We start from the raw sequence: 26,376 nt of genomic DNA on the forward strand, positions 1-26,376 counted from the left end.
GTCCTTTTTCCATGGAAAAAGCTCGCCACTAGAAAGTGACGAGCTGGAGTTGATGATCAATTTAAGTTGTCTGCTAGGTGTTTCGAGAGGACGTGAGACGTGATTAACGTGTCTAGCTCTTGGCTGACATGAATCACTTCTGGAGACGTCCAACTGTACTGCGAGGCGATTTCATACAGTTCATCGCGTTTTTGTTCAATGGCATAGTGTAAGGTTTCAGCTGTGATGACCGCCACGGTATTTCCCCCATCATATTAAAATAGAACCTGGTGAAGTAGAATATCCAAATCTTAGCATTCAACACTACACATCACAAGTTACATTTCCATTTCAATGATTACAAAATCGGACGAAGTGGATGGAGAAAAGATGCGAGCATTTTGAAATGGTTTTCGCTATAATGGGGCTGAAAGGTGGAAAAACGCATGGAAGTCACTTTATGGCTCGCTTTTGGGGCGGGCGTCTTGTCTTTTTTATCACCGTGTACGCTGCCGCTCTATCCGGTCTTTTTGTCGTATATCACAGGGGTATCTGTCTCTGACTTGAAAAGCGAAGGGCTCCGGCAACGGACGGCTTGGTTTCATACGTTCTCATTCTTATTCGGATTCTCAATCGTCTTTCTCGTCCTCGGTTTATCAACTTCGTTGATCGCCGACTTCTTCATTCAATTTAAAGATAGTCTACGCATGTTCGGGGCAATCCTTATTTTTGTGTTCGGGGTCTTTTTAGCGGGGCTATGGCAACCGCGCTTCATGATGCGCGAAAAGAAACTCGCACTTGGAGAACGGAAGAGCGGGTATTTTGGGACCGTGTTGATCGGAATCGGGTTCGCAGCCGGATGGACGCCGTGCACAGGACCGATTCTCGCCGGGGTGATCGCACTGGCTGCGTCTAACCCGAGCCAAGGCATGGGGTATATGCTCGCTTACGTCATCGGGTTCTCGATCCCGTTTCTCGTCATGGCCGGTTTCGTCGGCAAAATCAAATATTTGGCGCGCAACAGCGCGAAAGTAACAAAGTTCGGAGGCTATTTGATGATGGCTTTCGGAGTCGTATTATATTTTGATGGAATGAACCGCTTCGCTGCCTGGATGAGCGAACTAGTGGGATTCACCGGATTCTAAAGGGGCTGACCATATGTCGATATTTTGGGGATCGACTCTCGTCGCACTGCTGATGGGGGTCATCGCGAGTTTCGTTCGCGTGAAGGCATCGGCCCGACCGACGAATGCGAAAAAAATCTTGATTCCACCGCTCGCGATGTCGACGGGCATGCTTCAATTTTTAGTGCCGGCTTTTCGTCTGACATGGCTCGAAGTCGGTGAGGCGCTTGTCGTAGGCTTGATTTTTAGTATCTTTTTGATCAAGACGTCCAATTTTGAAAAACGTGATGGTGAGGTTTATTTATCCCGCTCGAAAGCGTTTTTCATCGTCGTCTTCGCCTTACTCGCGATCAGGACGGTCATGAAAGCGTTCCTCGGCGATGAGGTCAACATTTTCGCGACGGGCGGCTTGTTCTATTTGATCGCCTGGGGCATGATCGTGCCGTGGCGGATCGCCATGTATCAAAAATATAAGCGCATCGCGACGACATAAACAACGGCATACCTCGAGCGAGGTATGCCGTTGTTTTTCGAATCTTCACTGTTGGAAATAACGTTTATAAGTCATCCAATCGATTTGCTCTTCTTCGAGCGCTTTCTTCAAAAACTTGTGGTCCCGCTTCGGTGTGGCGGCGATATATCCTTTGACGACGAGTTCCGTCGTCATCACTTTCGCTCTCGATTCGAGCGCGAACTGTCCGATCTTGCCGGCGATCTTGCGAATGGCGACATCGCGGAACAGCTCAGGCACTGGTGTGACGAGCCGATCGAGTAGCGTCCGTGTCTCGGGCGTCCACAGGTGGCGTGTCTTCGCGATGTAATCGTCCTCGATATCTAGGAGAGAGCGGCCGTCTTCTTTTGGCATCCGTTTTAAAAACTTACGGAACATGAAGTATCCGCCGATCGTCATCAACCCGATCATCACAAATCCCCAGAAGACAATGAAATACATCATCAAGTTTTCTGGCATCGTCTTTCCCCCGTTCTTTCATTTCACAATCATTCAAGCTTAGTATACAAAAAAGACCGCGAATACAAAAGCATGAGCATCCTATAATGATGGACGAAACGACACCATTTCGTTAGAATAGAGAGCGTTGCAGTCAGAAATGAGAATGAAGTTGAAAGTCTGGAAGGGAAAGGACAATATATGAACCAATTAAAACAAGAAGTAGAGAAACGCCGCATTTTCGGTATCATCTCCCACCCGGATGCCGGTAAGACGACACTCACGGAGAAATTGCTCTTACACGGGGGAGCGATCCGCGAGGCGGGGACGGTCAAAGCCCGCAAAAACTCAAAACACGCCAAGTCCGATTGGATGGAGATCGAGAAACAACGGGGCATCTCTGTCACGTCGTCTGTCATGCAGTTCGTCTATCGCGACAAGGTCGTCTCGATCATGGACACGCCGGGTCACAACGACTTCGGAGAAGACACGTACCGCGTCTTGACGTCTGTCGACAGCGCGGTCATGGTCATCGATGCCGCCAAAGGGATCGAGACACAGACGAAGAAATTATTCCAAGTCTGTCGTATGCGTGGTATCCCGATCTTCACGTTCATGAACAAGTTGGACCGTCAGGCGAAAGATCCGCTCGAGCTCATGGAAGAACTTGAAGAAGTGCTCGGTATGCCTTCGGTCGCCGTCACATGGCCAATCGGCAGCGGGATGCAGTTCGAAGGTGTGTTCGATCGTATCAAGAACGAGATCCACTTGTTCCGTGGCGAGAAAGGCAAGCTCACGTTGAACGAGGACGGGGTCAACGATCCTGTGCTCGCCGACTACTTGACAGAAGAAAACTTGACGAACTTGCGCGACGAGATCGACCTGTTAGACGGTGCCGGCAACGACATCGACGTCGAGGCGATCCAATCAGGTAAGCTGACACCTGTCTTCTTCGGTACGGCGCTCGTCGACTTCGGGGTGACGTCTTTCTTAGACCACTACCTCGATATGTCGCCGGCCCCAGAGGCCCGTAAATCGAACGTCGGTCCGATCGACCCGACGTCTGAAGACTTCAGTGGTTTCGTCTTCAAGATTCAAGCGAACATGAACCCGGCCCACCGTGACCGCATCGCCTTCGTCCGCATCTGTTCGGGTGTGTTCGAACGGGGAATGGACGTCACGTTGACGCGGACCGGCAAGAAAATCAAACTGAGTCAATCGACGCAGTTGATGGCCAACGACCGGGAGACTGTCGATAAGGCGTTTGCCGGTGACGTCATCGGGATCTACGATTCTGGGACGTACCAAATCGGTGACACGATCACGACGTCGAAGCAAAAGATCGCGTTCGAGGCGTTGCCGACGTTCCCGCCGGAATTGTTCATGCGCGTCTCGCCGATCAACTCGCTCAAGTCGAAACACTTCCACAAAGGTGTCGAGCAACTCGCCCAAGAAGGAGCGATCCAAGTGTACCGCAACGAGTATAACGAGATTTATCTCGGCGCGGTCGGTCAACTCCAGTTCGAGGTGTTCGAATATCGTCTCAATAACGAGTACGGGGTCGACATCCGGATGGAGCCGGTATCGTACAGTGTCGCTCGCTGGGTGAAAGACAAAGAATTGAAGGCGCTCAAGCCGTTCCAAGACTCACGGAACATGCTCGTGACCGACCGTTGGGAACGCCCTGTGTTCTTGTTCGCCAACGAGTTCACGTTTGACCGTTTCAAAGAACGCTATGAAGATGAGTTGACGCTCGTCGACGCACTCGATGTCAATGTCGAGATCGGTGCCGAATAAGCTAGATTGTAAAGACGGCCTTAGATGGCCGTCTTTTTTTCGTGTTTTGAGACGATCGGAGCAATTGATAAGTTTTACTTATGACTAATTTGTGACGGAATGTATTTTACGTCACGCTATAGTTGTATTATGATAAACATGTGATAAGTAAGCGATTACGGCAACTGCTGTGGTCGTCGCTTTCAAAAAGGGGGAAATTGTATGGAACAGACGAACGTAGTAGACGCTTTTTCATCTCGGACACAGTTCGAGGTCAACGGACAAGCTTACGATTATTACCGGCTTAAAAAGTTAGAGGAAGATGGGGTGACGGAACTCAGCCGCCTCCCGTATTCGATTCGCGTCTTGCTCGAATCAGTTTTGCGTCAACAAGACGGTCGTGCCATCACGAAAGAACACGTCGAGAACTTGGCAAAATGGGGTACTGCCGGAGTCTCGAAAGACATTGACGTACCGTTCAAACCGGCTCGCGTCGTCTTGCAAGACTTTACGGGTGTCCCGACTGTCGTCGACCTCGCTTCACTTCGTAAAGCGATGGCTGACCTTGGTGGCGACCCGAACAAGATCAACCCGGAAATCCCGGTCGATCTCGTCGTCGACCACTCGGTCCAAGTCGATGCCTACGGATTCGCCGGCGCGCTCATGAAAAACATGGACATCGAGTTCGAGCGGAACGAAGAGCGTTACAAATTCTTGCGTTGGGCTCAGACTGCGTTTGACAACTACCGTGCCGTACCACCGGCGACGGGAATCGTTCACCAAGTCAACCTCGAGTACTTGGCGTCGGTCGTGCTTGAAAAGAATGATGGAACAGGTAATGTCGCGTATCCAGATTCACTCGTCGGAACGGATTCGCACACAACCATGATCAACGGACTCGGTGTCCTCGGCTGGGGCGTCGGCGGAATCGAAGCCGAAGCGAGCATGCTCGGCCAACCGTCATACTTCCCGGTACCAGACGTCGTCGGCGTCAAGATCATCGGTGAGGTCAACCCAGGTGTCACAGCGACAGACGTCGCGCTCGTCGTGACCGAGATGCTTCGTAACGAGAAAGTCGTCGGCAAGTTCGTCGAGTTCTTCGGACCGTCACTCCACACGATGCCGCTCTCTGACCGGGCGACGATCGCCAACATGGCGCCTGAGTACGGGGCGACTTGCGGCTTCTTCCCGGTCGATACGGAAACGTTGAACTACATGCGTACGACAGGTCGCTCAGAAGAGTTGATCGACCTCGTCGAGGCCTACTCGAAAGCGAACGACATGTTCTACACACCTGATCAAGCCGATCCGGCGTTCACAAAGACGCTCACACTCGACTTGTCTAAAGTAGAACCTTCACTCGCAGGCCCGAAACGTCCGCAAGACCGCATCAACTTGTCTGACTTGCATACGGCGTTCATTGACAGCTTGAGCGCACCGGCCGGACACAGCGGCTTCGGTCTCGACCGTGCCGAGCTCGACAAGAAAGCTGCCATCCATTATGAGGATGGATCGGTCGACATGCAGACGGGTGACGTCGCGATCGCGGCGATCACGAGCTGTACGAACACGTCGAACCCTTACGTCATGGTCGGCGCTGGCCTCGTGGCCAAGAAAGCCGTCGAACGTGGACTCACGGTACCGAAATACGTGAAGACGTCGCTCGCCCCGGGCTCGAAAGTCGTTACTGACTACCTCGATAAAGCCGGACTCACGACGTACCTCGACCAGCTCGGGTTCAACACGGTCGGTTACGGCTGTACGACATGTATCGGGAACTCTGGGCCGCTCGACCGCGAAGTCGAAGAGACGATCACGTCGAACGATCTTCTCGTGTCGTCCGTGCTCTCGGGTAACCGTAACTTCGAAGGCCGCGTCCATCCGCTCGTCAAAGCGAACTTCTTGGCGTCACCGCCACTCGTCGTCGCTTACGCGCTCGCAGGGTCGGTCAACTTCGACATCATGAACGAATCATTCGGGACGGATAAAGACGGCAACGAAGTCTTCTTCAAAGACATCTGGCCGTCAAACGATGAGATCAAGATGGTCGTCCAAGACGTCGTCTCGCCGGAAGCGTTCCGTAAAGAGTACGACACGGTGTTCACAGGCAACGAACGTTGGAACGCACTCGCCGTCCCAGAAGGTAACTTGTACGACTTCTCGGACGACTCGACGTACATCCAAAACCCGCCGTTCTTCGAAAACCTTGAACCGGAAGCGGGCGTTGTGCTCCCACTTAATGGTCTTCGTGTCATCGGTAAGTTCGCCGATTCGGTTACGACTGACCACATCTCGCCGGCAGGAGCGTTCTCGAAGACGACACCAGCTGGGCAATACCTGCAGTCGAAAGGCGTCGCGCCGCTCGACTTCAACTCATACGGGTCGCGTCGTGGTAACCACGAAGTGATGATGCGCGGTACGTTCGCGAACATCCGTATCCGTAACCAAGTCGCGCCTGGCACAGAAGGCGGATACACGACGTACTGGCCGACAGGTGAGATCATGCCGATGTATGATGCGGCTATGAAATATAAAGAGCAGGGCACAGGCTTGATCGTGCTCGCCGGAAACGACTATGGCATGGGCTCGTCGCGTGACTGGGCAGCCAAAGGTACGAACCTGCTCGGTATTCGTGCCGTCATCGCCCAAAGTTTCGAACGGATTCACCGTTCAAACCTCGTCATGATGGGTGTGTTACCGCTCCAGTTCATGGACGGTGAGTCTGCGGAATCACTCGGACTGACAGGCGAAGAGGCACTCGATATCCAAGTCGATGAGTCGGTACGTCCGCGCGACATCTTGAACGTCACGGCCACGCATGAAAACGGCACGGTGACATCGTTCAAAGTCGTCGCCCGCTTCGACTCGGAAATTGAGATCGACTACTACCGTCACGGCGGGATCCTCCAGATGGTCCTCCGTAACAAATTGAAATAAGCGTCAGACCTTCCTTTGAAAAAAGGAAGGTTTTTTTCGTGAATATGCGAATATAAGGTGAGATGGTCAAAGATAACGGGAAAGGAACGGGGAGAGGGGGGAGTGTATGGAGCGACAAACACGGTCAGGTAAAAATTGGTGGCAGCGTCTGACGCAAAAAGAAGACGTGGTCGAGCAAGAAGTCGATATCACGTTGCCGCAGCTACGAGAAGCCATCCATGAGTATGAACAGACGTTACCGAAAGGGGTCAACCGGACGGTGCTGTTGGACGAGTCCCAAGAGATCGATCTCGGACGTTTGAAACGTCACTTGCCAGGCAAGCCAAGACAGCGGTTTTACATGTCAAAAGAGACGTTCCACATCGCCCCAGAGGACGAGCGTGACGTCGTCTATGAGATGGACCAGGTGCAGCGGGCGCTCGACTTATATTTCGAGCAAGAAAAAAAATTACCGCTACGTAAATTCCAACAGACGGCGCAACTTGATTTGACGCGTCTGCGTGAAGGCGGCTATTTGAAAGTGTTGCCAAAACGGCCCTATTACGTCGTCGATGAGACGTTGATCGTATCGTTAGAACCGAAGTCGACCGAGTGACGAGATTCCATCGTCACTTTTTTCATCGTGACACGAGCGAACACGTTTTCGGGTTGTGCCGAGATTGTAAACTGTGTTAGGGTGGAAAACGTATATGAAAATAAGAAAATTGAATAGGAGTGAGATTATGGAAAGAGAAAGTCGAGTGACGACCGTATTTATCGTATCAGCCATCATTACGGTCCTCTTTACGATTTGGGGAATCTTCCCTGAAAGCTTGCTCGGAAACGCAAGCTTGATCAACGTGACGACGAAACTGCAAGGTTTGCTCTCGAACGGGATGGGCTGGTTCTACCTGCTCAGCGCGACCGGGATTTTACTCGTCGCGATTTTTTTAATCTTTTCGCGCTTCGGGTCGATTCGGCTCGGAAAAGATACAGACCGACCAGATTTTGGATATTTGACATGGTTCGCCATGCTGTTCAGTGCCGGGATGGGAATTGGTCTCATCTTCTGGGGAGCGGCGGAACCGTTGCTTCACTTCCATGCGCCACCATTCGAGTCGCCAACGCCGGAAGGTGATGCGCGCACGGCGATGCGTTACGCCTTCTTCCATTGGGGCTTCCACCCATGGGCGATTTATGCGATGATCGCTCTCGCCATCGCCTACTCGACGTTCCGCAAAGGGCGTCCGGCGACGATCGGGGAGACGATCGGTTCACTCGTCAATGACCGCTATGAACGTCCGGTCAAACAGACGGTCGACATTTTGGCCGTCGTCGCAACAGCGTTTGGGGTCGCGACGTCACTTGGATTCGGTGCCCAGCAGATTGCCGGTGGGCTTCACTACTTAATTCCAGGCGTACCGAACGCGTTCTCGACGCAGTTGATCATCATCGCCGTCGTGACGGTGCTGTATATGTTCAGTGCCTCGACCGGATTAGATAAAGGGATTCGTATTCTCAGTAACACGAACATCTTCCTCGCCATTGTCTTGCTCGTCGCGACGCTCATCGCCGGACCGAGCGCGTTCATTCTCGACTTGTTCACGCAGACAATCGGGACGTACTTGCAACAATTGCCGACGACGAGCTTCCGAACGGGTGCTTTTGAACCGGTCGAGCGCGAGTGGATCAACGGCTGGACGATCTTCTACTGGGCGTGGTGGATCTCATGGTCACCGTTCGTCGGGACGTTTATCGCCCGTGTCTCAAAAGGTCGGACGATCCGTGAGTTCATCATCGGAATCTTGCTCGTGCCGACATCGTTCGGACTGCTTTGGTTCTCTGTCTTCGGCGGATCGGCCATTTGGGCTGACTTGTTCGGCGGGGCGAACTTGATCGACGCGGTCAACGAGATCGGAACGGAAGTCGGACTGTTCGCCTTGTTCGAGACGTTCGGTGGATTCGGGACGGTGCTCAGCATCGTCGCCATCTTCTTGATCTCGACGTTCTTCATCACATCAGCCGACTCGGCGACATATGTGCTCGGGATGTTGACGACAGGAGGGAAACTCATCCCGCCGATGCGGATCAAGTTGATTTGGGGCTTCATCCAATCATCGATCGCAGCCGTGCTCTTGTATGCGGGTGGTCTCGGCGCGCTTCAAGCCGTCGCGATCCTTGTCGCCTTCCCGTTCATCTTCGTGCTGATTCTGATGATCGTCGCCTTGTTCAAGGACTTGGCCGATGAACCGGACGAACGGGATAAGTGGATTGAAAGCTATAAGCGTGATGAAGATAAACTTGGATAAAATTATAGGGTCTCAGTCGAGGCCCTTTTTTTAGTTGTAAATGTTTTGCATGGCACCCTCGCTAGTGTAGGATAGTAAGTGAAGAATATTGGGAGGGCATGTTATGAAACGAGAAGTGAAAAAGCGGCTCAGTTGGATCATTTTTGCCGGCATCCTCATCGTCGGCGCTCTGCTCGCTTATAATTTTTATTTGGTCACCAACTTGAATGATGATGATGACAATGGTCGTGAGAATCGGACCGAACCGTTCTACACGTCCGTCGAAATCGGCTATGAAGAGAAGAAGTTGCCGGAAAACGGGGAGACACTCGAAGTTCGCAACTACCTCGTCACGTACGATGAGAACGGACATTTCGTATCCGAGGTCGTATCGGGACCGAACGCCGGTGCCCGGGCCGAATGGGATGGCACGATGTACCGTGAGTTCAATCCGGAAGGCGACGAAACGAACAGTCAAGAGACGAGTTCGGGTGCAGTCGCACCCCATCCGTTCTTGTCGCGGGCGACGAACGAACAGATTCGCAAGTGGCTTGATGACGGGACGCTAGGCACGGGTGAAGGTGACGTCAATATCATCGGTCGGACAGCTCAGGCGTTCGTCAAAACGGAATCCGCCGAGGCGGTACCTGCGGAGTGGGTCGAGAAATACCCATCGATCTTCGACGAAGACGAAAATGAGGAAGCGGTGACGTATTACGTCGATGTGAACGAACGGATCCTGCTCGCTGCCGAGTCACGCAACAACGGGAACTTGTTCCACTCAATTCGCATGACTTCTTTTGAAGCACTATAACCCGACGAGGAGCAGACTGAGACGTCGGCTCCTTTGTCGTCTGAAAGGGAGAACTTTATGAAACAGATCCATTTGGAACAAGTTCAACATGACTTGGAACGGTGGGAACAAGGCGACAAGGTCGATGAAGCGGCGCTCTTGTCCTATGCCCACTGGTCGCGTGCGACAGAGCATAACGACGAGTTGATCCGGACGTTGACACTGCTTTCGACGAGACGGTTGCAGCACAACCGAACGATCGATCCGCTCCTCAATCGCTGGGTGAAGGAACTCGAGTCGCTCGGCGCTTTACCGGCCGAACTGAGGGTCAGCCAACTGAATGAGAAGTTGCGCCGTTTCAGACAATCGCTCCATGTCGACTGGCCGACTCTTCGCGAAGCCGACTACGCCTCGATGAAAGTCCAAATTTTGACTGAGTACGAAGCGAAGACGTCCGAACTGCTCGATCAGCTCGATCGGTTACACGACGAAATCGAACGGGCCAAGTCAGATCTGCGGGACTCCGAGTTCAAAGATCAATTGGAGCGTTTGTTCGAGGTCGTCATCGAAGCGATGCAAGAAGTCGCGTCACTCGAAGATGACACCGCGTCACTGCTCGCGTCGATGCAAGGCAACTACTTCAGCCGGGAGGCGTTCCGTCGTTTCGGTGAGCGGGTCGGTCTCGTCAAACAACGGATCGATGCGATTTGCGAGCTGTTGCCGGAACGCCCACGGGAGGTCCGTTCGAGTGCGATCGAGTCGCTCGAGTCGATGATCGGTCTAACGGAAGTGAAGCAGCGGGTAAAAGCGTGGTATCGGTTCTTGTTGTTCCAAAAAGAACGGGACAAGGCCGGTTTCTCGTCGAAACATCAACCATCGCTCCATCTCGTCTTCACAGGGAACCCCGGTACCGGCAAAACGACGCTCGCCCGGCTCATGGCCGAGATCTATTTCGAGCTCGGTCTTCTCGGACGGCCTGATGTTATCGAGGCAGACCGTTCGAGCCTTGTCGGTGCTTTCGTCGGCCAGACGGAAGAACAAGTCATGAATAAAGTCAAGGAAGCCGAAGGGGGCGTCTTGTTCATCGATGAGGCATACGCGCTCAAACGGCAAGATGCGAGCGGGAGCGATTATGGACAAGCGGCAATCGACACACTCGTCGCCGCTATGACGAGCGGGGAATATGCCGGAAAGTTCGTCGTCATCCTGGCCGGTTATCCGGAAGAGATGCGCCACTTCTTACTCGCGAATCCAGGACTCAGGTCGCGGTTCCCTGAATCGAACCATTACGAGCTGCCGAACTACAGCGACGAAGAGCTCGTCGCGATCGGTGAGAAAGTGGCCGAGGAGAACAACTATGTGCTGACGACCGATGCCAAGCGCGCCCTCATCGCCCGGATTGACCGGGAACGAGTCGATGCGACGTTCGGGAACGCCCGGACCGTCCATAACATCTTGCTCGATGCGATGTTCAAAAAAGGATCTCGTTTCGGTGCCGACGCCCCGCTCGATGAGATGGCTTTGTTGACAGAGCTCGACTTTGAAGAGGCAACGAGCGAAGATGGCACGGCTCCGACGCTTGATGACATGATCGGGATGGAAGAAGCGAAACGACAGCTTCAGGAGATCGAGGCGTTGATCACGATTCAAAGACGGCGGCGCGAGCTCGGGCTGAAGACGGCTCCGGTCCAACTTCACGCCGCGCTTGTCGGCAACAGCGGTACCGGCAAGACGACGTTTGCGCACGTGTACGCTCAGTTGTTGAAGAAGACTGGCTACTTGAAACGGGGACATTTGAAAGTCGTCAGCCGTGCCGACCTCGTCAGCGGCTACGTCGGACAGACGGCTCAAAAGACGAAAGCAGCCATCCGCGACGCGCTCGGCGGGGTATTGCTGATCGATGAGGCGTACAGTTTGAACGGCGGTCCGAACGACTACGGACGCGAAGCGATCGATACGCTCGTCGACGAGATGCCGAAGCACGGGGAGAACCTCGTCGTCATTTTGGCGGGCTATGAGGCGCCGATGCGCCGGTTGATCGATTCGAACCCAGGACTGAGCAGTAGGATCAAACGAACGATTCAGTTCGACGACTATTCACTCGCCCAACTTTCCCAAATCGCGAACAGCTATGCCGAGAAGTTCGGTTATGCGTTCGGGGACGGTGTCGAAGCCGCACTGGCCGAACGACTGAAGCATGCAGATAAACCGAACGCACGGACAGCGCTGTCGCTCGTCGATGAGGCGATCGCCCGGCAATCGTACCGGCTCATCGCCGAGAACGCCGAAGATAGCGAGTTAAATCAGATTTTAGTAGTAGATATTAATAGTAAGTTATAATATACTGTATACTGAAAAGAGGGCGATTTGATGCATACGATTCAGATTCCTGTACGATACCAAGAGACGGACATGATGGGGATCGTCTATCATGCGAATTATTTAGTCTACCTTGAGATCGCGAGAACCGAGTTGTTACGACAACTCGGAGTGGAATATAAAGACATGGAACAGGCCGGATTCGTGTCGCCGGTGACGAACGTGACGGTCGACTATAAGAAGAGCGTCACGTTCGGAGACACGGTCAACGTGCGCGTCTGGGTCGACAGTTATTCGAAGATCCGTACCGTCTACGGATATGAGTTGACCGACCAAAACAACGATTTGGTCGGGACCGCGAAGACGACGCATGTCGTCGTGAAGCGCGGCGATTTCAAGCCGATCCGGCTCGACCGGGAATTCCCGGCATGGCACAATATGTATTTGAAAGTCTTGAGCCCGGTTCAATAACAGTCGTTCCTTTGTACCGTCAGTGTGGTATCATATCTTGACGGTATTTTTTTGTATGAAGAAAGGGGAAGATCGCATGCGAAAACCATCTATGTTGATGGTGTGCTGCGCCTTGACGCTCACGTTAGTGGGATGTACGACAAGCGAACAAGCTGATCCGAACGAACCGATAGAGCAACCGACCGTGTCTGACACGGAGAACCCGGCGGAAACGCCGACTGATAACGAGACGGCACCGGCAGAGCCAGCTCCGGAAGCAGAAGAGCCGGCCGAAACGGATAAGGACGAACAACCGGCGACCGAACCAGAGCCGCCGGTCGAGGAAGAACCAGTGGCCGAACCAGACGACCCGAGTCAACCGATCGAATTGAACGGGCAAGCAAACCTTGAGTTGGACGCACTTGTCCTCGTCAATAAACAGATTGCCTTGCCGAGTGATTATCAACCGGCCGATTTGGTGCCGGCGAACATCGATTTCGTCGATTCGGCGACCGGTGAGCGTAGAATGTTGCGTAAAGAAGCGGCCCGTGCCATCGAGTCACTCATGAAGGACGCGAAAGCGACCGGGATTGACTTGAAAGGGACGAGCGCGTTCCGGACGTATGCGTATCAAGTGCAGTTGTTCAACGCCTACGTCGCGCGTGACGGCAAGGAGCAGGCCATGAAGTACTCGGCGCCTCCGGGACACTCTGAGCATCAGACAGGGCTCGCGATCGACGTCTCGAGCGCATCGGTCGGTTATCAACTGACGCAAGAGCTTGAACAGACGACAGAGGGCAAGTGGCTTGCCGACAATGCACACAAGTACGGGTTTATCGTCCGTTACCAACGTGCTTACGAAGCGGAAACCGGTTATATGTATGAACCGTGGCACTTACGATATATCGGGGTAGACCATGCGACGAACGTTCATAAAGCGAACGTTCCGTTCGAGCGCTACCTCGAGCAATTAATGGACTAAGGGGAATTGCGATGCCTTACATGACAGAAGTGATGATCATCATCGTCAGCTATTTGCTCGGCTCGATCCCATTTGCGCTCATCGTCGGAAAGCTCGGTTATCGAGTCGATGTGCGGGAGCATGGGAGCGGGAACTTAGGGACGACAAACACGTTCCGCGTGCTCGGAAAAAAAGCGGGGACGCTCGTATTGTTAGGAGATATGGGGAAAGGGTTGGTCGCGGCGCTGTTGCCGCTCCTGTTCGGGAGCGACATGAGTCTCTTGCTCGCTGGGATTCCAGCCATCATCGGCCACTCGTACCCGATCTTCGCCAAGTTCAAAGGCGGAAAATCGGTCGCGACGAGCGCCGGGATCTTACTCGCGGCGTTCCCCTGGTTCTTCTTCGTCGTCGTCGGGACGTTTATCGTGGCGCTCCTCATCTCGAAGATGGTGTCGCTCTCGTCGATGGCGGCGTCAGCCGTCGGACTCGTGACGGTCGTGACGTATAGCGTCATCACGAAAGATTGGTTGCCGCTCATCGTCATCGTGCCGCTCGCCTTGTTCATCATCATCAAGCACCGTACGAACTGGCAACGGATCCGCGCGGGCACCGAACCGAAAGTGCCGCTGTTCCAAAAGAAAAAATAAAGATGTTGCCGAACGGGACCTGTCTATCAGGTTCTGTTCGGTTTTTGTCGTTTGCGACGAAACGATTTCGAACGACCGACCAATTGTTGTGGATTTCCGTGGATTTTTGCTAAAAAGAATGAAAAAAGTGTTGGATTTGCCCGTTCTTTACTTTCAGTTTACGTTAAATTTACATCCGTTCGCTAAAATGAGAGAGGAAGCGATTTTTGCGGAGGAGGCAGGCTTGTGTCGTTAATTGGAGAAGAACGTAAACAAAAGATTGTCGAGTGGATCGAGCGGGAAGGTAAAGTGAAGACGAGTGAACTGATCGAACGGTTGAACGTCTCGGGGGAGTCGATTCGCCGCTACTTAGAAGAGCTTGAGAAAGAACATCGCATCAAACGGGTATACGGGGGAGCCGTCTTGCATCAAAGCGTCTCGTTCCAGCCGATGACGATTTCGAACATGGACGGGATTCGTCGCATCGCCTATACGGCGTTTCAACTTGTCGAAGACGACATGCTACTCTACATCGGGCATGGTGTCGCCCCCGAGCAAGTCGCGTCAAGGCTCCGCGGGCGAAACTTGACGGTCGTCACGCCTTCACTCATGGTCGCGAAAGCGCTATTCGAGCAGCGGGCCAAAGGTGTGTTCACGGGCGATATTCAATTGCTCGGAGGTACGATTGACCCGAAACATCTCGTTACCGTCGGCGAACAAGTGCTTCAACAACTGAAAGCGTACGTGTTCGATATGGCGATCTTGTCTGTCGAAGGGGTCGACGCGACGCTCGGGCTGACGTGTGACGCCCATGGGCTGTCGACTGTGACGCAAGCCGTCATGACGCAGAGCCGCATGTGTTATCTGCTCGCCGACCACACCCAGTTCAATCAACAGAAACGATATCGTGTCTCCGACTTCTCGACGGTGACGACGATTATCTCAGATTTTCCAGAACCGACCGATTGGAAGCGGACGTTGGCCGAACACGAGGTCGAATGGCGTTTCGCTCCATAACTAAAGGAGGAGTCATTTATGATCGAAGTCATCGTCACGACGTTAAACGAAGCGAAAGCAGCGGCACGATACGGGGCGAATCGGCTCGAACTGATTGCCGATATGCGTGCCGGTGGGACGACCCCGAGCTTCGGGACGATCCGTAACGTATTGGAGAACGTCACGATCCCTGTCCACGTCATGATCCGGCCGCATACCGACTCGTTCGTCTACAGCGAAGATGATAGTGAGACGATTTTGGCGGATGTCGGGCTATGCCGTGAGCTCGAGGCCGACGGGATCGTCTTCGGCGCATTGATGGAAGACGGACGAATCGATGAACGGCTGCTCGGCGAGGTCATCAAGCATAAAGGTAACATGGCGCTCACGTTCCACCGGGCGATCGACGAGGCGGCTGATCTCATTCAAGCGCTGGACGTGTTGAACGGATTTCCGGAAGTTGATCAAATTTTGACGTCCGGGGGAGCGGTGACGGCCGTTGAAGGGATCGAACGTCTCGAAGCGATGCGGGACACGGCGACGATGACGATACTGCCTGGAGCCGGGATCACGGCGGACAACGTCGCTCAACTCGTCGCCCGACTCGATGTTCCTTTCGTCCATGTCGGCAACGGCGTTCGGACGGACGGGAGACTCGACGAGGCGAAATTTCAAAACCTGCTCGAGCAAATGACACGCTAAAAACAGTCGGATGACTGTTTTTTTGCTATAATGAAAAAAACGATAATGAAGGTGACGTCATGCAATCAGCAGTCTATAAACAATTTGCGCTCCGGATGTTGTCCGGAAACTGGGGGATCTCACTCCTTGCCGTGCTCTCGACGATGCTCGTTCAAGCGATGATCACGACGCAACTCGATTTGTCATCGACGGACCCGTCCGTCATGCTCGTCTCGATCGGTCTCTTGTACGGTGCGACCGTCTTGCTCGCCCCGCTCGAAATGGGACGAAACTGGATTTTCCTCGACATCGCCAAAGCGGAAAAACCAAGGTTCGGTCTTTTGCTCGAGTCGTTCGGGTCCGTTAAAGACTACGTCCGTGCCGTCACGTATTACGCCGTGTTCTATCTTGGACTGAACGTGCTCATGCTCTTTTTGATCGTCCCGGGCGTTTGGTTTTACTTGACGTATCGAATGGTCCCGTTCATCCTGCGCGATCAGCCCGAACTGACGGCGTTCACGGCGATGCGTGAGAGCCGACGCCTCATGCGCGGGAAAAAACAGATCATGCTCAGGCTGTATGCAAGCTTTATCGGTTGGTACGTGCTTGTCCTCATGACAGGCGGGATCGCCTATATCTTCGTCCAGCCGTATCTTCATACGGCGCTCGGCGGGCTCTACCTTGAAATCAAAGCAGAAAGACAAGCAAACGAAACCACGGCCGGCTGAATCTCAGCCGACCGTGGTTTTTTTATGATCCGTGCCGATCCGACTTCTGTGGATCGGGCGCATCCTTAAAGTCTTGTCTCTCTTCATTCGTCGCATGTTCATGCCACTTTTTAGCCTGTTCTGTCGCGATCGGTATCGCTTTTTGATCGGAATACCCTTGAGCTATGAGGGCATTGGCGATATCGATCGCTTTCTTTTTGACGAGCGGGTCGAAGTTTTTCAGTGACTCTGGATAATCTTTCATATTCCAAGGCATCATGATCACTCCCTTCTGTACTACTAATTCCACAACAACGTCGATTCAAACGTCCTGGTGCATGTAGTATTCGATGAGCGCCTGCGTCCCGTTCTCACCATATCCGTTCTCTTCTAAAATCGAATAGAGTCGGTATGCGAGCTCGAGGCTCGGCAGTTTGACACCTAACTCTTGCGCGCTCTCGAGGGCGAGCGCCATGTCCTTGATGAAGTGTTTGATGAAGAAGCCTGGGGAATAATCTTCGACGATCATGCGAGGTACCAGGTTTTCGAGCGTCCAACTGCCGGCCGCGCCGCCACGGATCGTCTGGCGCAATTGATCGGGGTCGAGCCCGGCACGCTTCGTGAAGGCGAGCAGTTCGGCGTTGCCCATCATGATGCCGGCGATCGCGATCTGGTTGGCGAGTTTGGCGTACTGGCCGCTCCCGGCGTATCCCATCCGTTCGATCGCTTGCCCCATCGCTTCAAACAGCGGCATTGCTTTCGTGAACGCGAATTCGCCACCGCCGACGAGAATCGATAGCGTCCCGTTCTTGGCGCCGACATCGCCGCCCGTGACCGGGGCGTCGAGCGGGAGTAGGCTGCGGTCGATCGCGGCCTCAGCGATTCGTTCGGCGAGCTTCGGTGACGACGTCGTCATGTCGATGACGAGTGTGCCGGGTTCGGCGGAGTCGAGAATCATCCCTTTACCGAAATAGATGCTTTCGACGTCTGACGGATAGCCGACGATCGTGATGACCGCATCGGCGTTTTGACACGCCGCTTCGATGGAGTCACACCACGTCACACCTTCCGCGAGCAGGTCGGCGGCCTTGTCTTTCGTCCGCGTGTACGCTTGGACGGTATAGCCTGCCTTCATTAAGTTTCTGACCATCGATTGACCCATGACGCCGAGTCCGATAAATCCGATTGTCTTCATGGTTGATTTCCTCCTAGTAGTTGCTGTTTAACGAGCCGTTCATATAATTCGTTATCTTGAAGCAGCGTCTTGTGCGTACCGAGTCCGCTGATTCCTCCGTTCTCGAGGACGATAATTTGATCGGCGTGTTGGACGGTCGAGAGGCGGTGGGCGATGACGAGCGTCGTCCGTCCTCGCATGAGCCGGTCGAGCGCCTCTTGGACGACACGCTCGGACTCTGAATCAAGGCTCGACGTCGCTTCATCGAGCAACAAGATTTGGGGGTCGCGGAGCAGCGCCCGGGCGATGGCGAGCCGTTGCCGTTGGCCACCCGATAAACGGACACCGCGTTCACCGATCTCGGTCTCGAGCCCGTTCGGCATCACCTCGATGAACGACCAAGCGTTCGCCATCTCACAGGCGTTTTTAATCTCGGTCTCGGTCGCGTCACGCTTCAGGCCGTACAAGATGTTCTGGCGGACCGTTCCCGAGAGGACGGGCGAGTCTTGGGCGACGTAGCCGATGACTTGCCGCCAATTGTCGCGGCCGTACGAATCGATGTCGCGGTCGCCATAAAGGATGCGCCCCGACGATGGAACGTAAAACTGTTCGACGAGCGCGAACAGCGTCGTCTTGCCGGCACCGCTCCGTCCGACGATCGCGGTCGTCGCCCCGAACGGAACGGTCATCGAGATGGCGTCGATGACCGGTTGCTCATCATAGCGGAACGTGACGTCCTCGAACGTCAGTGTCGACTGTTGGATGTGTTCCGTGGCAGCGGCGTAACGTTCCGGTTCGACCGCGAGCAGTTCAGAGATGCGCTCGGTCGCGCCGCGAGCCTTTTGCAGGCGGGTGATAAATTCTGTCATCGTGATGAGCGGGGTGATGATTTGGAACAAGTAGAGCATGAAAGCGAGCAGCGCCCCGGTCGATAACGCCCCGGTCGAGACACGGTACGCCCCGAAACCGAGGATGGCGATCAGCATCGCCGTCAGTGTGACGTTCAAGAGCGGGATCAAGATCGCTTGGATCCGTCCTTCTTTCACACCGTAATCGAACAAGCGTTCAATCCGCCGGCTCCCTTCGGCGACTTCCTCACGTTCGGTCGCCTGTGATTTGACGAGCCGGATCTCACCGAGCAGCTCGGCGAAAAATCCAGACAACCCGCCAAGTTCGTGTTGCGTCTTCTTGGCGATCGTTCGAAGTTTGCGGCCGAGCGGGATGACGATCACGAGCGTCGTCGGGACCGAGAACAAGATGACGAGCGTCATCTGCCAGTCGAGCGTGAACAAGATACCGACGGCCCCGATGACCGACACGAACGAAGTGAGCAGGCGGACGCTCTGTTCCGACAACAGCTGTTGCAGCGTCGTCGTATCGTTGTTCAGGCGTGAGACGAGGTCCCCCGATTTGACACCGTCATAGAACGGGATCGGCAACGCGACGAGGTGCTCCCATAACGTCGTCCGGAGATTGGCGACGACGCGTTGTCCGACGATATGTAGCCAATAGATGGAAATGGCGCTCGAGACGACTTGGACGAGAAAAGCGACGACAAAAATGGCGACGAGCCGGGCGTCGAGCACGGCCTCGCTCCAATTGTCGACGACACGTTGCAAAATGAGCGGGATGGCGAGGGCCGCCATCGCTTGGACTAAAGAAATCAATACGGCACCGATAAACAATTGTTTCGGCGGTTTTGCGACTCGGAACAAGCGAAGGAAAGCTTGCCAAGTAGTTGTGGACTCCATCGAACGTCCCCCTTTCCTATTAACTGTCGCTGTTTCGAAAACAAGTGTCAAGACGTCGAATCGTTGCGGTGAAAAATGCTAGAATGGAAAAAGAGGTGAGAACGAATGAAATGGATACATACGGCCGATTGGCATTTAGGAAAAATCGTACACGGCCGCCACATGACAGAAGATCAACGCATCATTTTATTTGAATCGTTTTTACAAATTGTCGACGAAGAGAAGCCGGACGCAATCGTCGTCGCAGGCGACTTGTACGACCGGTCCGTTCCCCCGGTTGAAGCAGTCGATTTGCTCGATGAGATGTGGAAAGCGCTCGTGCTCGAGCGGAACATCCCCGTGCTCGCAATCGCCGGCAACCACGATTCGGCCGAACGGCTCCAATATAGTTCGAAACTGTTGACGAAAGTCGGGCTCCATATCGTCGGGAAATATGAGCCGGGTGCGGGACCGATCATCGTCGCGGGCATCCCGTTTTACTTGATGCCGTTTTTAGAACCGGCCCGGATCCGCTACACGCTGCAAGACGAGACGATTCGGACCCATCACGACGCGCTCACGGCCGTCGTCGAATCGTTCGGTTCCATCGATGCCCGAGCGGTCGGGATCGGCCACAGCTTCGTCGCCGGCGGTCTCGAGACCGACTCTGAGCGGCAACTGTCGGTCGGCACGGCCGGACAAGTCGCCAAAGGACTATACGAACCGTTCGGTTATACGGCGCTCGGCCATCTCCATAACCGCGACGCGCTCCGCAATGATAAGATCGCCTATAGCGGTTCGCTCATGAAATATTCATTCTCTGAGGCGAACCACGTGAAATCGGTCGACGTCATCGAATGGGACGGAGGATGGACGCGCCGCCGTCGTCCGCTTCAAGCAAGACGCGACTTGCGCATCTTGACGGGCACGTTGAATGAACTACTCGATCCGGTGTTCTATCAAGACGAGAAAACGGATGATTACTTGAAAATCGTCTTGACCGACGAGTCTGCGTTATTCGACCCGATGGCGAAACTGCGGACCGTCTATCCGAACATTTTGCATCTCGAGCTTGAACTGTTGCGCCGCCAAGACGAGACGTCCCGCTTCGAGCGTGAGACGCTCGAACGGCAGTCAATCGAGGACGTCTATATGGAGTTTTTTAAAGCTGTCCATGGCCGAGACGCCGATGAGACGGTACGACGATTCGTGGAAGGAGATGGACCGATATGAGACCTGAACGATTGACGATCACCGCATTCGGTCCTTATGCCGAGACGGAACAGATCGACTTCACACAGCTTGAAGGGCGCTCGATGTTCGTCATCAGTGGACGAACCGGCGCCGGCAAGACGACGATTTTTGACGCGATGACGTTCGCCTTGTATGGACGGGCGAGCGGTGCCCTCCGGAACGCCAGCGATTTTAGAAGCCAATACGCCGAACCGGAACGAAAGACGGAGATCGATTTCTCATTCACGATTCGTGAGGAGCGGTACCGGATCGTCCGCCAGCCCCAACAACCGCACCCGAAAAATAAGACACCGATCCCGCATGAGGCCGTCCTCTATGAATGGGCGGACAGCTGGAAACCGCTAGCGACGAAAGTCGGGGATGTCGAGCAGCAGATCGAATCGTTGCTGCAACTTGATTATGAGCAGTTCAGCCAAATCCTGCTGCTCCCGCAAAACCAGTTCCGCCAACTACTCGACTCGGACTCGATGAAAAAACAACAGATCCTCCAGTCGATCTTTAAGACCGAGGCGTATCGAGCGTTTCAAGAGAATTGGGTCGAGCGGTATGGCAAGTACCGGAAACAAGTTGAGTGGGCGACCGAGACGACACGCTTGAAGCTGCTCGAACTTGAAGACGATGACATCGAAACCGTCGCCGAGCGTAACTTGCCGGAGATTCAGGACTGGCTCGAGGCCAGAGAAGAGCGTCTGCTGACGGCGACCGAGTCGTTACGAGGCGAACGGGACGTACAATCGAAACGGGTCGATGCGATACGGAGCGAACTCGAACAGGCGAACGCGCTCGTCCGTTTGTTCGTCGAACGTGACGAGCAGGCACGCGCCCTTGAACGCTACAAATCGGGTGAAGCTGACCGGGTGGAGCGCCGCCGATTGATTGAACGGTTGGAGGCATCAAGCCGTGTCCGACCGTTATACGATCGCTACTTGGCGAATCGACAAGATATTGAACGGCTAAATCATGACATCGACGGTGTTCAAACACGGTTGACACAATACGCGAGCAAACTAGACGAGCTCCACGCCAAGACGGAGCGCATCGCGACTTCGAAGCAAGAAGTCGAGACGATCACCGCCCGTCTGAAAGCCATCGATGACATGCTTCCGTTCGTGGACGAATGGCAGACCGCCGTGACAGAGCGAGACGAGTTGAAACGCTTGACCGACCAACTCGCCGTCTTCAAGGACGATTCTCGTTTAACCGAACTGAGACGGCAGGAAGAGGTGTTGTCAGCAGAGCTCGCACAGGAAACGACACCGAACCGTCTTGTCGAAGCTGAACGGAAGTATGACCGGCTCACGGCACACGCGCAACTCGAGGCAAGATTTCAAGCTGTAACGGAGCGGCTCGCATCGTGCGAGCGCAACGGCAAGGAAGCACAACGGCGTCACAAGGCCCAGTCGGATATCGTCGAGCAATTCATGCATGAAGAGCAGGCGTTATGGGCACAGAAGCTCAGTGCGACGCTCGTCGACGGTGAGCCTTGTCCCGTATGTGGATCGCGGACCCATGGGACGGTCGCGTCGCACGAGGTGACGAGTGACCAAGGCGAGCTCGTCGCCGCGACGGAGGCGCTGAAACAATATGAGGCGGCCTTGCACGAGGCGAGAGCGGACTACCGGGCGTTGAAGCAACAGGCCGAAGAAGTCCGAGGCGAACTCGAATCGTCACGACAGGCACTCGACTTGTCCGGGTCGGTTCAAGAGGCGACCGCTCTGCAAGAGCGACTCATCCGTTCGCTTCGAGATGAAGAGCGGGCGCGTGCTCAAGCGGAACGCACGTACCGCACGGTCATGACAGAACTAAAACGATTAGAGAAAGAGAAACGCGAACTGACGGAGCGACGGCAGCAATTGCTCGAGCGGTTGCAAGCCGTCCAAGAACGGCTGCAAGCGATGCGGCAACCGGACGCGGCCTCGCTGCAACACCTGCAAGCCGAACGTGACGCGCAATCGACGCGGCTCGAACGACTGCAGCAAGTTATCGCGCAGTATGAACGCGAACTCGAAGACGTGACACGCTTGAAGTGGACCGAAGCAGAACGTTTGCGGCTTCTGAACGAACGGCTCGACCTCGAGCAGAAACGTTTTGACCAGATCGAGACCGAGCTCGAGGAGTCGCTAGCGAAAAACGAATTGAGCCGTGACGTCTTTTTGACACACGTCGAACAGATCGACACGTTGTCGTCGCTGCAAGAACAACTCGCGGAAGAACAGGCAGACGGGATCCGCCTCGAACATGGCTTCAACGCATTGACCGACAAGATCGGTGATGCGGTCAAACCGGATCTCGTTCTGTTAAACGACCGATTGACGACAGCGCAGGCAAGTCTCGACGCATTGGCGGAACAACTCGTCAATGCGGACAGCCAATTGAAGCGCCATCGCCATGTCATTTCGGAATGGGACCGGCTTCGAGACCAGACCGCAGACGAGCAACGTAATCTCGAGACGGTCAAACTGATCGCCGACACGGGTCGTGGTTTGAACCCACAGAAACTGACGTTCGAGACGTATGTGCAGACGGCGTTCTTCGATCAGATTTTACATGCGGCCAACATTCATCTTGATCTGATGACGAGTGGGCAGTTCCAACTCGAGCGGAAAGTCGAGACGGCGAAAGGGAACGCAAAATCTGGACTCGAACTATTGGTCTTTGACGCCTATACGGGACAATCCCGGCGCGTCCAAAACTTGTCGGGCGGGGAAGGGTTCAAAGCCTCGCTCGCCCTCGCGCTCGGGTTGGCCGAGGTCGTCCAGCAACTGAGCGGTGGTGTCAGCCTCGAGACGATGCTCATCGACGAAGGCTTCGGGACGCTCGACGCCGAATCGCTCGACCAGGCGATCGAGTTGCTCATGTCGCTCCAATCGAGCGGACGGCTCGTCGGTGTCATCAGCCACGTCCAAGAGTTGAAAGACCGCGTCGATGCGCGGATCGAAGTGAAAAAATCAAGAAGCGGGTCGACGATCCAGCTCGTTGTGGAGTGAAACCGATGAAACATATGGTAACAAGTTCAAGTTTGGCTGACCAGTTGCGTGCAGTGGGCATTCAGACAGGAGATTCCTTATTCGTCCATAGTGCATTATCCAAGCTCGGATGGGTTTGCGGCGGACCGGAGGCGGTGATCGAAGCGTTACAAGACGTCGTCGGGCCGACCGGGCTCATCATGATGGCGACTCAAAGTGGGGACAACTCCGACCCGGCCGAATGGGAGGCGCCGCCCGTCCCAAGCGAGTGGTGGGACGAAATCCGAGCCGAGATGCCTGCTTTTGATCAACGGAAAACGGCGACTCGCGGCATGGGCCGCGTCCCCGAGCTGTTCCGGACGTATCCGGACGTACACCGGAGCGAGCATCCGATGTGGTCGGTCGCGGCCTGGGGTCGTGACGCCGAGCAACTGGTCGCGAATCACACGACCGATATCGGATTCGGACCAGGGTCACCGATCGAAAAAATGATTGAACGAGACGCTCGTATCCTCCATCTCGGGTCGCCGCTCGATGCGACGACGTTATGGCATTATGCCGAATATGGGATCGACGGACCGGTGAAGCAGTTCGGTTGCGCCTTATACGAGAATGGCGAGCGGGTGTGGAAGACGTTCGAACATACGGACGTCAACAGCGACCCGTTCGGTGCCATCGGGGAGAACATCGTCAAGCGGGCGGACGTCAAGACGTTCGTGATCCATGAAGCAACGTGTTACTTGATCCCGGCGTCGACATGGGAGCCGGTGCAACACGCCTTGATCGCGTTACGGAGCTGGCTCCGATGAAACGATCGGGCAATATTTTGAAGATGAAGGAGAGTCGGGCGATGAGTCGATGGGGAAAATATATAGGAATTGCGGTAAGTGTCGTGGTGATCGTCGCCATGTTGGCCGTCGTCGGCATCTCGGCCCATATCGGCGACCAATTGACGTCACCGGTGCGGGAGACGTTGACGTTCACGCCAAAGGCGCTCGGCATCAAATATGAGAACGTGACGATCCAGGCAGAGGACGACAGCGACCTGTACGGCTGGTGGATCCCTCATCCGACGCCACGGGCGACGATCGTCTTCGCCCATGGTTATGGAAAAAACCGCGAGCAGTCCGACTTGCCGCTGAAAGAACTCATCCCTGAGTTCCATGAGCAAGGCTACCAGTTTTTGACGTTTGATTTTCGTGGCTCGGGCATCTCGGAAGGCGATCGCGTGACGGTCGGGGCGAAAGAACAGACGGACCTGATGGCGGCCATCGATTTTGCGAATGAGCGGACGGATGGACCGATCGTCTTATACGGCGTATCGATGGGAGCGGCGACGGCACTCGCGACAGCCGATGAGATGGATGTCGCGGCCGTCATCGCCGACAGTCCGTTTAGCGATCTTCGCGGTTATCTCGAGACGAATCTGCCGATATGGAGCGATTTGCCGAACTTCCCGTTCACACCGGTCATCATGACCGTGACGCCGTGGTTCACTGGCCTTGACGCGGATATCGTGAAGCCGATTGACGATGTCGCTCAAATTGAGGCCCCGATCCTGCTCATTCACGGGAAAGGCGACGACGCCATCCCAGTGTCTGAAAGTGAGCAGTTGGTGGAGAAAAATGACGGGATCGAGCTCTGGGTGACCGACAATGACGGACACGTGGCGTCACACGAATCATTCCAGACGGAGTACCGTCAAAAACTGTTCGACTTTTTAGAGCGGTCGTTATGAGTGGGGGCGCATCTTGCGCTCCTTTTTGATATGATTGCTAACGAGAATGAATGAAAGAAGGGTTCTATATGGATGTCACTGCGTTACTATCATTTTTACTGCTCGGAACGCTCATCGGGATTTTGAGCGGATTCTTCGGCATCGGGGGCGGTATCTTACTCACGCCGCTCTTACTCGTCTTCGGATATGAGGCGAGTGCGGCCATCGCGCTCAGCTTGATGCTGACGCTCGGGTCGACGACGGCCGGGACGATTTCACATCTCAAACTGAAAAACGTCAATCCAAAACACGCCCTCTTGATCGGGGCGTTCGGGGTCGTCGGGACGTGGGTGGCGACGCCGCTCGTCTTTTACTTAGAGACGCTCGACGGTGCGAAGCCCGTTATCTCGCTCGCCTACATCGCGCTACTCACATACTTCGCCGTCTCGTTTTTCCGTTCGAAGCAACATGAGGAGGGAAGTATCGGATCGGAATCGGTGCCACGACTCGGTTTTATCGGTCTGTTCGGCGGATTCATCTCGTCACTCATGGGCGTCAGCGGCGGGTTCGTATTGACCCCGCTCCAAGTCAAACTGCTCAACACCGAGATGAAACGGGCTGTCGGGACGAGTATCGCCGCGGCGTTCCTCATCGTCGTCTCGGGCGTGATCAATTACGCGGTCGCCGGTGCTGATACGAACTATTGGCACGGTTTGGCGCTTATTGCCGGTGCGATGATCGGTTCGCCGATCGGGGCGAAGCAGTTACAACGGTTCAGTTCGCAGCTCGTCAAGAAAGCGCTCGGCGGATTTTACGTCGCCGTCGCCATCAGCGTCACCCTTAACCTGCTCGGCTTCAATGACATCTCGCTCGGACTGCTCGTCGTCCTGGCGCTTTCGTTCATCGTCGCACTGTTCATCCGGCCGCGACGAAAGAAATGACAACAAAACCCCGTCCGTGGACGGGGTTT

Annotated in this window: 24 protein-coding genes; 19 read left to right on the forward strand and 5 right to left on the reverse strand. The window is 54.6% G+C overall.

All coding sequences use genetic code 11. The features are described 5' to 3' along the window. Positions 1-56: 56 nt before the first annotated feature. On the reverse strand, positions 57-236 hold the full coding sequence (locus EVJ21_RS00190) for an aspartyl-phosphate phosphatase Spo0E family protein (protein ID WP_070327150.1): 180 nt from the start codon (positions 234-236) through the stop codon (positions 57-59). 189 nt (positions 237-425) lie between these two features. On the opposite strand from EVJ21_RS00190, the gene EVJ21_RS00195 reads away from it, so the two are divergent. Both EVJ21_RS00195 and EVJ21_RS00200 read left to right on the forward strand, forming a co-directional pair. Then, positions 426-1,124 (forward strand): cytochrome c biogenesis CcdA family protein, encoded by a 699-nt coding sequence (locus EVJ21_RS00195; protein WP_016510637.1) that lies wholly within the window; start codon positions 426-428, stop codon positions 1,122-1,124. A gap of 13 nt (positions 1,125-1,137) precedes the next feature. Further along, entirely contained in the window at positions 1,138-1,596 is a 459-nt protein-coding gene (locus EVJ21_RS00200; protein ID WP_174545499.1) for a CcdC family protein, read from the forward strand. A 45-nt stretch (positions 1,597-1,641) separates the two neighbouring features. On the opposite strand, the gene EVJ21_RS00205 is transcribed toward EVJ21_RS00200, so the two are convergent. Continuing rightward, positions 1,642-2,073, reverse strand: a complete 432-nt coding sequence (locus tag EVJ21_RS00205) for a DUF2621 family protein (protein WP_070327153.1) — start codon at positions 2,071-2,073, stop codon at positions 1,642-1,644. Positions 2,074-2,253: 180 nt separating this feature from the next. On the opposite strand from EVJ21_RS00205, the gene EVJ21_RS00210 reads away from it, so the two are divergent. The 12 genes from EVJ21_RS00210 (at position 2,254) to EVJ21_RS00265 (ending at position 16,586) form a co-directional block, all read left to right on the forward strand. Beyond that, positions 2,254-3,849, forward strand: a complete 1,596-nt coding sequence (locus EVJ21_RS00210; RefSeq protein WP_131458805.1) for a peptide chain release factor 3 — start codon at positions 2,254-2,256, stop codon at positions 3,847-3,849. A gap of 201 nt (positions 3,850-4,050) precedes the next feature. Further along, positions 4,051-6,765, forward strand: a complete 2,715-nt coding sequence (acnA, locus tag EVJ21_RS00215; protein ID WP_131489691.1) for an aconitate hydratase AcnA — start codon at positions 4,051-4,053, stop codon at positions 6,763-6,765. Between the two features lie 106 nt (positions 6,766-6,871). After that, the gene (locus EVJ21_RS00220) at positions 6,872-7,360 is read left to right on the forward strand and encodes a DUF3939 domain-containing protein (protein ID WP_131463629.1); all 489 of its coding nucleotides are present in this window, start codon (positions 6,872-6,874) and stop codon (positions 7,358-7,360) included. A 127-nt stretch (positions 7,361-7,487) separates the two neighbouring features. Beyond that, positions 7,488-9,053, forward strand: coding sequence for a BCCT family transporter (locus EVJ21_RS00225; protein ID WP_131489692.1), 1,566 nt, complete (start codon positions 7,488-7,490; stop codon positions 9,051-9,053). Between the two features lie 103 nt (positions 9,054-9,156). Beyond that, positions 9,157-9,846 carry a hypothetical protein gene (locus tag EVJ21_RS00230; protein ID WP_071397622.1) on the forward strand — a complete coding sequence of 230 codons (690 nt, stop codon included), beginning with the start codon at positions 9,157-9,159 and terminating at the stop codon, positions 9,844-9,846. Positions 9,847-9,903: 57 nt separating this feature from the next. Further along, positions 9,904-12,165 (forward strand): AAA family ATPase, encoded by a 2,262-nt coding sequence (locus tag EVJ21_RS00235; RefSeq protein ID WP_131489693.1) that lies wholly within the window; start codon positions 9,904-9,906, stop codon positions 12,163-12,165. A gap of 30 nt (positions 12,166-12,195) precedes the next feature. Next, on the forward strand, positions 12,196-12,615 hold the full coding sequence (locus EVJ21_RS00240; RefSeq protein ID WP_071397620.1) for an acyl-CoA thioesterase: 420 nt from the start codon (positions 12,196-12,198) through the stop codon (positions 12,613-12,615). Positions 12,616-12,691: 76 nt separating this feature from the next. After that, positions 12,692-13,576 (forward strand): M15 family metallopeptidase, encoded by an 885-nt coding sequence (locus EVJ21_RS00245; RefSeq protein WP_236636538.1) that lies wholly within the window; start codon positions 12,692-12,694, stop codon positions 13,574-13,576. 11 nt (positions 13,577-13,587) lie between these two features. Further along, entirely contained in the window at positions 13,588-14,202 is a 615-nt protein-coding gene (gene plsY / locus EVJ21_RS00250) for a glycerol-3-phosphate 1-O-acyltransferase PlsY (RefSeq protein WP_370251742.1), read from the forward strand. 225 nt (positions 14,203-14,427) lie between these two features. After that, positions 14,428-15,198, forward strand: coding sequence for a DeoR/GlpR family DNA-binding transcription regulator (locus EVJ21_RS00255; RefSeq protein WP_131439717.1), 771 nt, complete (start codon positions 14,428-14,430; stop codon positions 15,196-15,198). 18 nt (positions 15,199-15,216) lie between these two features. After that, a complete protein-coding gene (locus tag EVJ21_RS00260; protein WP_131489695.1) occupies positions 15,217-15,879 on the forward strand; it encodes a copper homeostasis protein CutC in 663 nt (220 codons plus the stop codon). A gap of 59 nt (positions 15,880-15,938) precedes the next feature. Then, on the forward strand, positions 15,939-16,586 hold the full coding sequence (locus EVJ21_RS00265; RefSeq protein ID WP_070327163.1) for a DUF975 family protein: 648 nt from the start codon (positions 15,939-15,941) through the stop codon (positions 16,584-16,586). Positions 16,587-16,608: 22 nt separating this feature from the next. Here EVJ21_RS00265 and EVJ21_RS00270 read toward each other — a convergent pair whose 3' ends face one another. Genes EVJ21_RS00270 through EVJ21_RS00280 form a run of 3 tightly spaced genes read right to left on the reverse strand, consistent with a single transcriptional unit; the run spans position 16,609 to position 19,490 of the window. Continuing rightward, positions 16,609-16,845 (reverse strand): DUF2188 domain-containing protein, encoded by a 237-nt coding sequence (locus EVJ21_RS00270; protein ID WP_070327164.1) that lies wholly within the window; start codon positions 16,843-16,845, stop codon positions 16,609-16,611. Between the two features lie 42 nt (positions 16,846-16,887). Then, positions 16,888-17,760 (reverse strand): NAD(P)-dependent oxidoreductase, encoded by an 873-nt coding sequence (locus EVJ21_RS00275; RefSeq protein ID WP_070327165.1) that lies wholly within the window; start codon positions 17,758-17,760, stop codon positions 16,888-16,890. Beyond that, positions 17,757-19,490: an ABC transporter ATP-binding protein gene (locus tag EVJ21_RS00280; protein ID WP_131463615.1), complete on the reverse strand. Its 1,734-nt coding sequence runs from the start codon at positions 19,488-19,490 to the stop codon at positions 17,757-17,759. Before EVJ21_RS00280 ends, EVJ21_RS00275 begins: the two co-directional genes overlap by 4 nt. 105 nt (positions 19,491-19,595) lie before the next feature. Here EVJ21_RS00280 and EVJ21_RS00285 point away from each other — a divergent pair, with 105 nt between their 5' ends. The 5 genes from EVJ21_RS00285 to EVJ21_RS00305 all read left to right on the forward strand — a co-directional run bounded on the left by EVJ21_RS00285 (position 19,596) and on the right by EVJ21_RS00305 (position 26,347). After that, a complete protein-coding gene (locus EVJ21_RS00285) occupies positions 19,596-20,702 on the forward strand; it encodes an exonuclease SbcCD subunit D (protein ID WP_131489696.1) in 1,107 nt (368 codons plus the stop codon). After that, complete coding sequence (locus EVJ21_RS00290; protein ID WP_131489697.1) at positions 20,699-23,710, forward strand: AAA family ATPase; 3,012 nt, start codon at positions 20,699-20,701, stop codon at positions 23,708-23,710. The genes EVJ21_RS00285 and EVJ21_RS00290 overlap by 4 nt, the downstream gene beginning before the upstream one ends. 5 nt (positions 23,711-23,715) lie before the next feature. Continuing rightward, on the forward strand, positions 23,716-24,498 hold the full coding sequence (locus EVJ21_RS00295; RefSeq protein WP_070327169.1) for an AAC(3) family N-acetyltransferase: 783 nt from the start codon (positions 23,716-23,718) through the stop codon (positions 24,496-24,498). A 41-nt stretch (positions 24,499-24,539) separates the two neighbouring features. Further along, a complete protein-coding gene (locus tag EVJ21_RS00300; RefSeq protein ID WP_131463607.1) occupies positions 24,540-25,427 on the forward strand; it encodes an alpha/beta hydrolase in 888 nt (295 codons plus the stop codon). Between the two features lie 68 nt (positions 25,428-25,495). After that, positions 25,496-26,347, forward strand: a complete 852-nt coding sequence (locus EVJ21_RS00305) for a sulfite exporter TauE/SafE family protein (RefSeq protein ID WP_131463605.1) — start codon at positions 25,496-25,498, stop codon at positions 26,345-26,347. The last annotated feature ends 29 nt before the right edge of the window (positions 26,348-26,376 follow it).

Origin of the sequence: Exiguobacterium sp. SH0S2 (assembly GCF_004337185.1) — a bacterium.
Classification (GTDB): Bacteria; Bacillota; Bacilli; order Exiguobacteriales; family Exiguobacteriaceae; genus Exiguobacterium; species Exiguobacterium aurantiacum_A.

Bases quoted from the DNA above. Each gene is read 5' to 3' on its own strand.
- EVJ21_RS00195 (WP_016510637.1), top strand. From the start codon at position 426: ATGGAAGTCACTTTATGGCTCGCTTTTGGGGCGGGCGTCTTGTCTTTT.
- EVJ21_RS00200 (WP_174545499.1), top strand. From the start codon at position 1,138: ATGTCGATATTTTGGGGATCGACTCTCGTCGCACTGCTGATGGGGGTC.
- EVJ21_RS00205 (WP_070327153.1), bottom strand. From the start codon at position 2,073: ATGCCAGAAAACTTGATGATGTATTTCATTGTCTTCTGGGGATTTGTG.
- EVJ21_RS00210 (WP_131458805.1), top strand. From the start codon at position 2,254: ATGAACCAATTAAAACAAGAAGTAGAGAAACGCCGCATTTTCGGTATC.
- acnA (WP_131489691.1), top strand. From the start codon at position 4,051: ATGGAACAGACGAACGTAGTAGACGCTTTTTCATCTCGGACACAGTTC.
- EVJ21_RS00220 (WP_131463629.1), top strand. From the start codon at position 6,872: ATGGAGCGACAAACACGGTCAGGTAAAAATTGGTGGCAGCGTCTGACG.
- EVJ21_RS00225 (WP_131489692.1), top strand. From the start codon at position 7,488: ATGGAAAGAGAAAGTCGAGTGACGACCGTATTTATCGTATCAGCCATC.
- EVJ21_RS00230 (WP_071397622.1), top strand. From the start codon at position 9,157: ATGAAACGAGAAGTGAAAAAGCGGCTCAGTTGGATCATTTTTGCCGGC.
- EVJ21_RS00235 (WP_131489693.1), top strand. From the start codon at position 9,904: ATGAAACAGATCCATTTGGAACAAGTTCAACATGACTTGGAACGGTGG.
- EVJ21_RS00240 (WP_071397620.1), top strand. From the start codon at position 12,196: ATGCATACGATTCAGATTCCTGTACGATACCAAGAGACGGACATGATG.
- EVJ21_RS00245 (WP_236636538.1), top strand. From the start codon at position 12,692: ATGCGAAAACCATCTATGTTGATGGTGTGCTGCGCCTTGACGCTCACG.
- plsY (WP_370251742.1), top strand. From the start codon at position 13,588: ATGCCTTACATGACAGAAGTGATGATCATCATCGTCAGCTATTTGCTC.
- EVJ21_RS00260 (WP_131489695.1), top strand. From the start codon at position 15,217: ATGATCGAAGTCATCGTCACGACGTTAAACGAAGCGAAAGCAGCGGCA.
- EVJ21_RS00265 (WP_070327163.1), top strand. From the start codon at position 15,939: ATGCAATCAGCAGTCTATAAACAATTTGCGCTCCGGATGTTGTCCGGA.
- EVJ21_RS00270 (WP_070327164.1), bottom strand. From the start codon at position 16,845: ATGATGCCTTGGAATATGAAAGATTATCCAGAGTCACTGAAAAACTTC.
- EVJ21_RS00275 (WP_070327165.1), bottom strand. From the start codon at position 17,760: ATGAAGACAATCGGATTTATCGGACTCGGCGTCATGGGTCAATCGATG.
- EVJ21_RS00280 (WP_131463615.1), bottom strand. From the start codon at position 19,490: ATGGAGTCCACAACTACTTGGCAAGCTTTCCTTCGCTTGTTCCGAGTC.
- EVJ21_RS00285 (WP_131489696.1), top strand. From the start codon at position 19,596: ATGAAATGGATACATACGGCCGATTGGCATTTAGGAAAAATCGTACAC.
- EVJ21_RS00290 (WP_131489697.1), top strand. From the start codon at position 20,699: ATGAGACCTGAACGATTGACGATCACCGCATTCGGTCCTTATGCCGAG.
- EVJ21_RS00295 (WP_070327169.1), top strand. From the start codon at position 23,716: ATGAAACATATGGTAACAAGTTCAAGTTTGGCTGACCAGTTGCGTGCA.
- EVJ21_RS00300 (WP_131463607.1), top strand. From the start codon at position 24,540: ATGAGTCGATGGGGAAAATATATAGGAATTGCGGTAAGTGTCGTGGTG.
- EVJ21_RS00305 (WP_131463605.1), top strand. From the start codon at position 25,496: ATGGATGTCACTGCGTTACTATCATTTTTACTGCTCGGAACGCTCATC.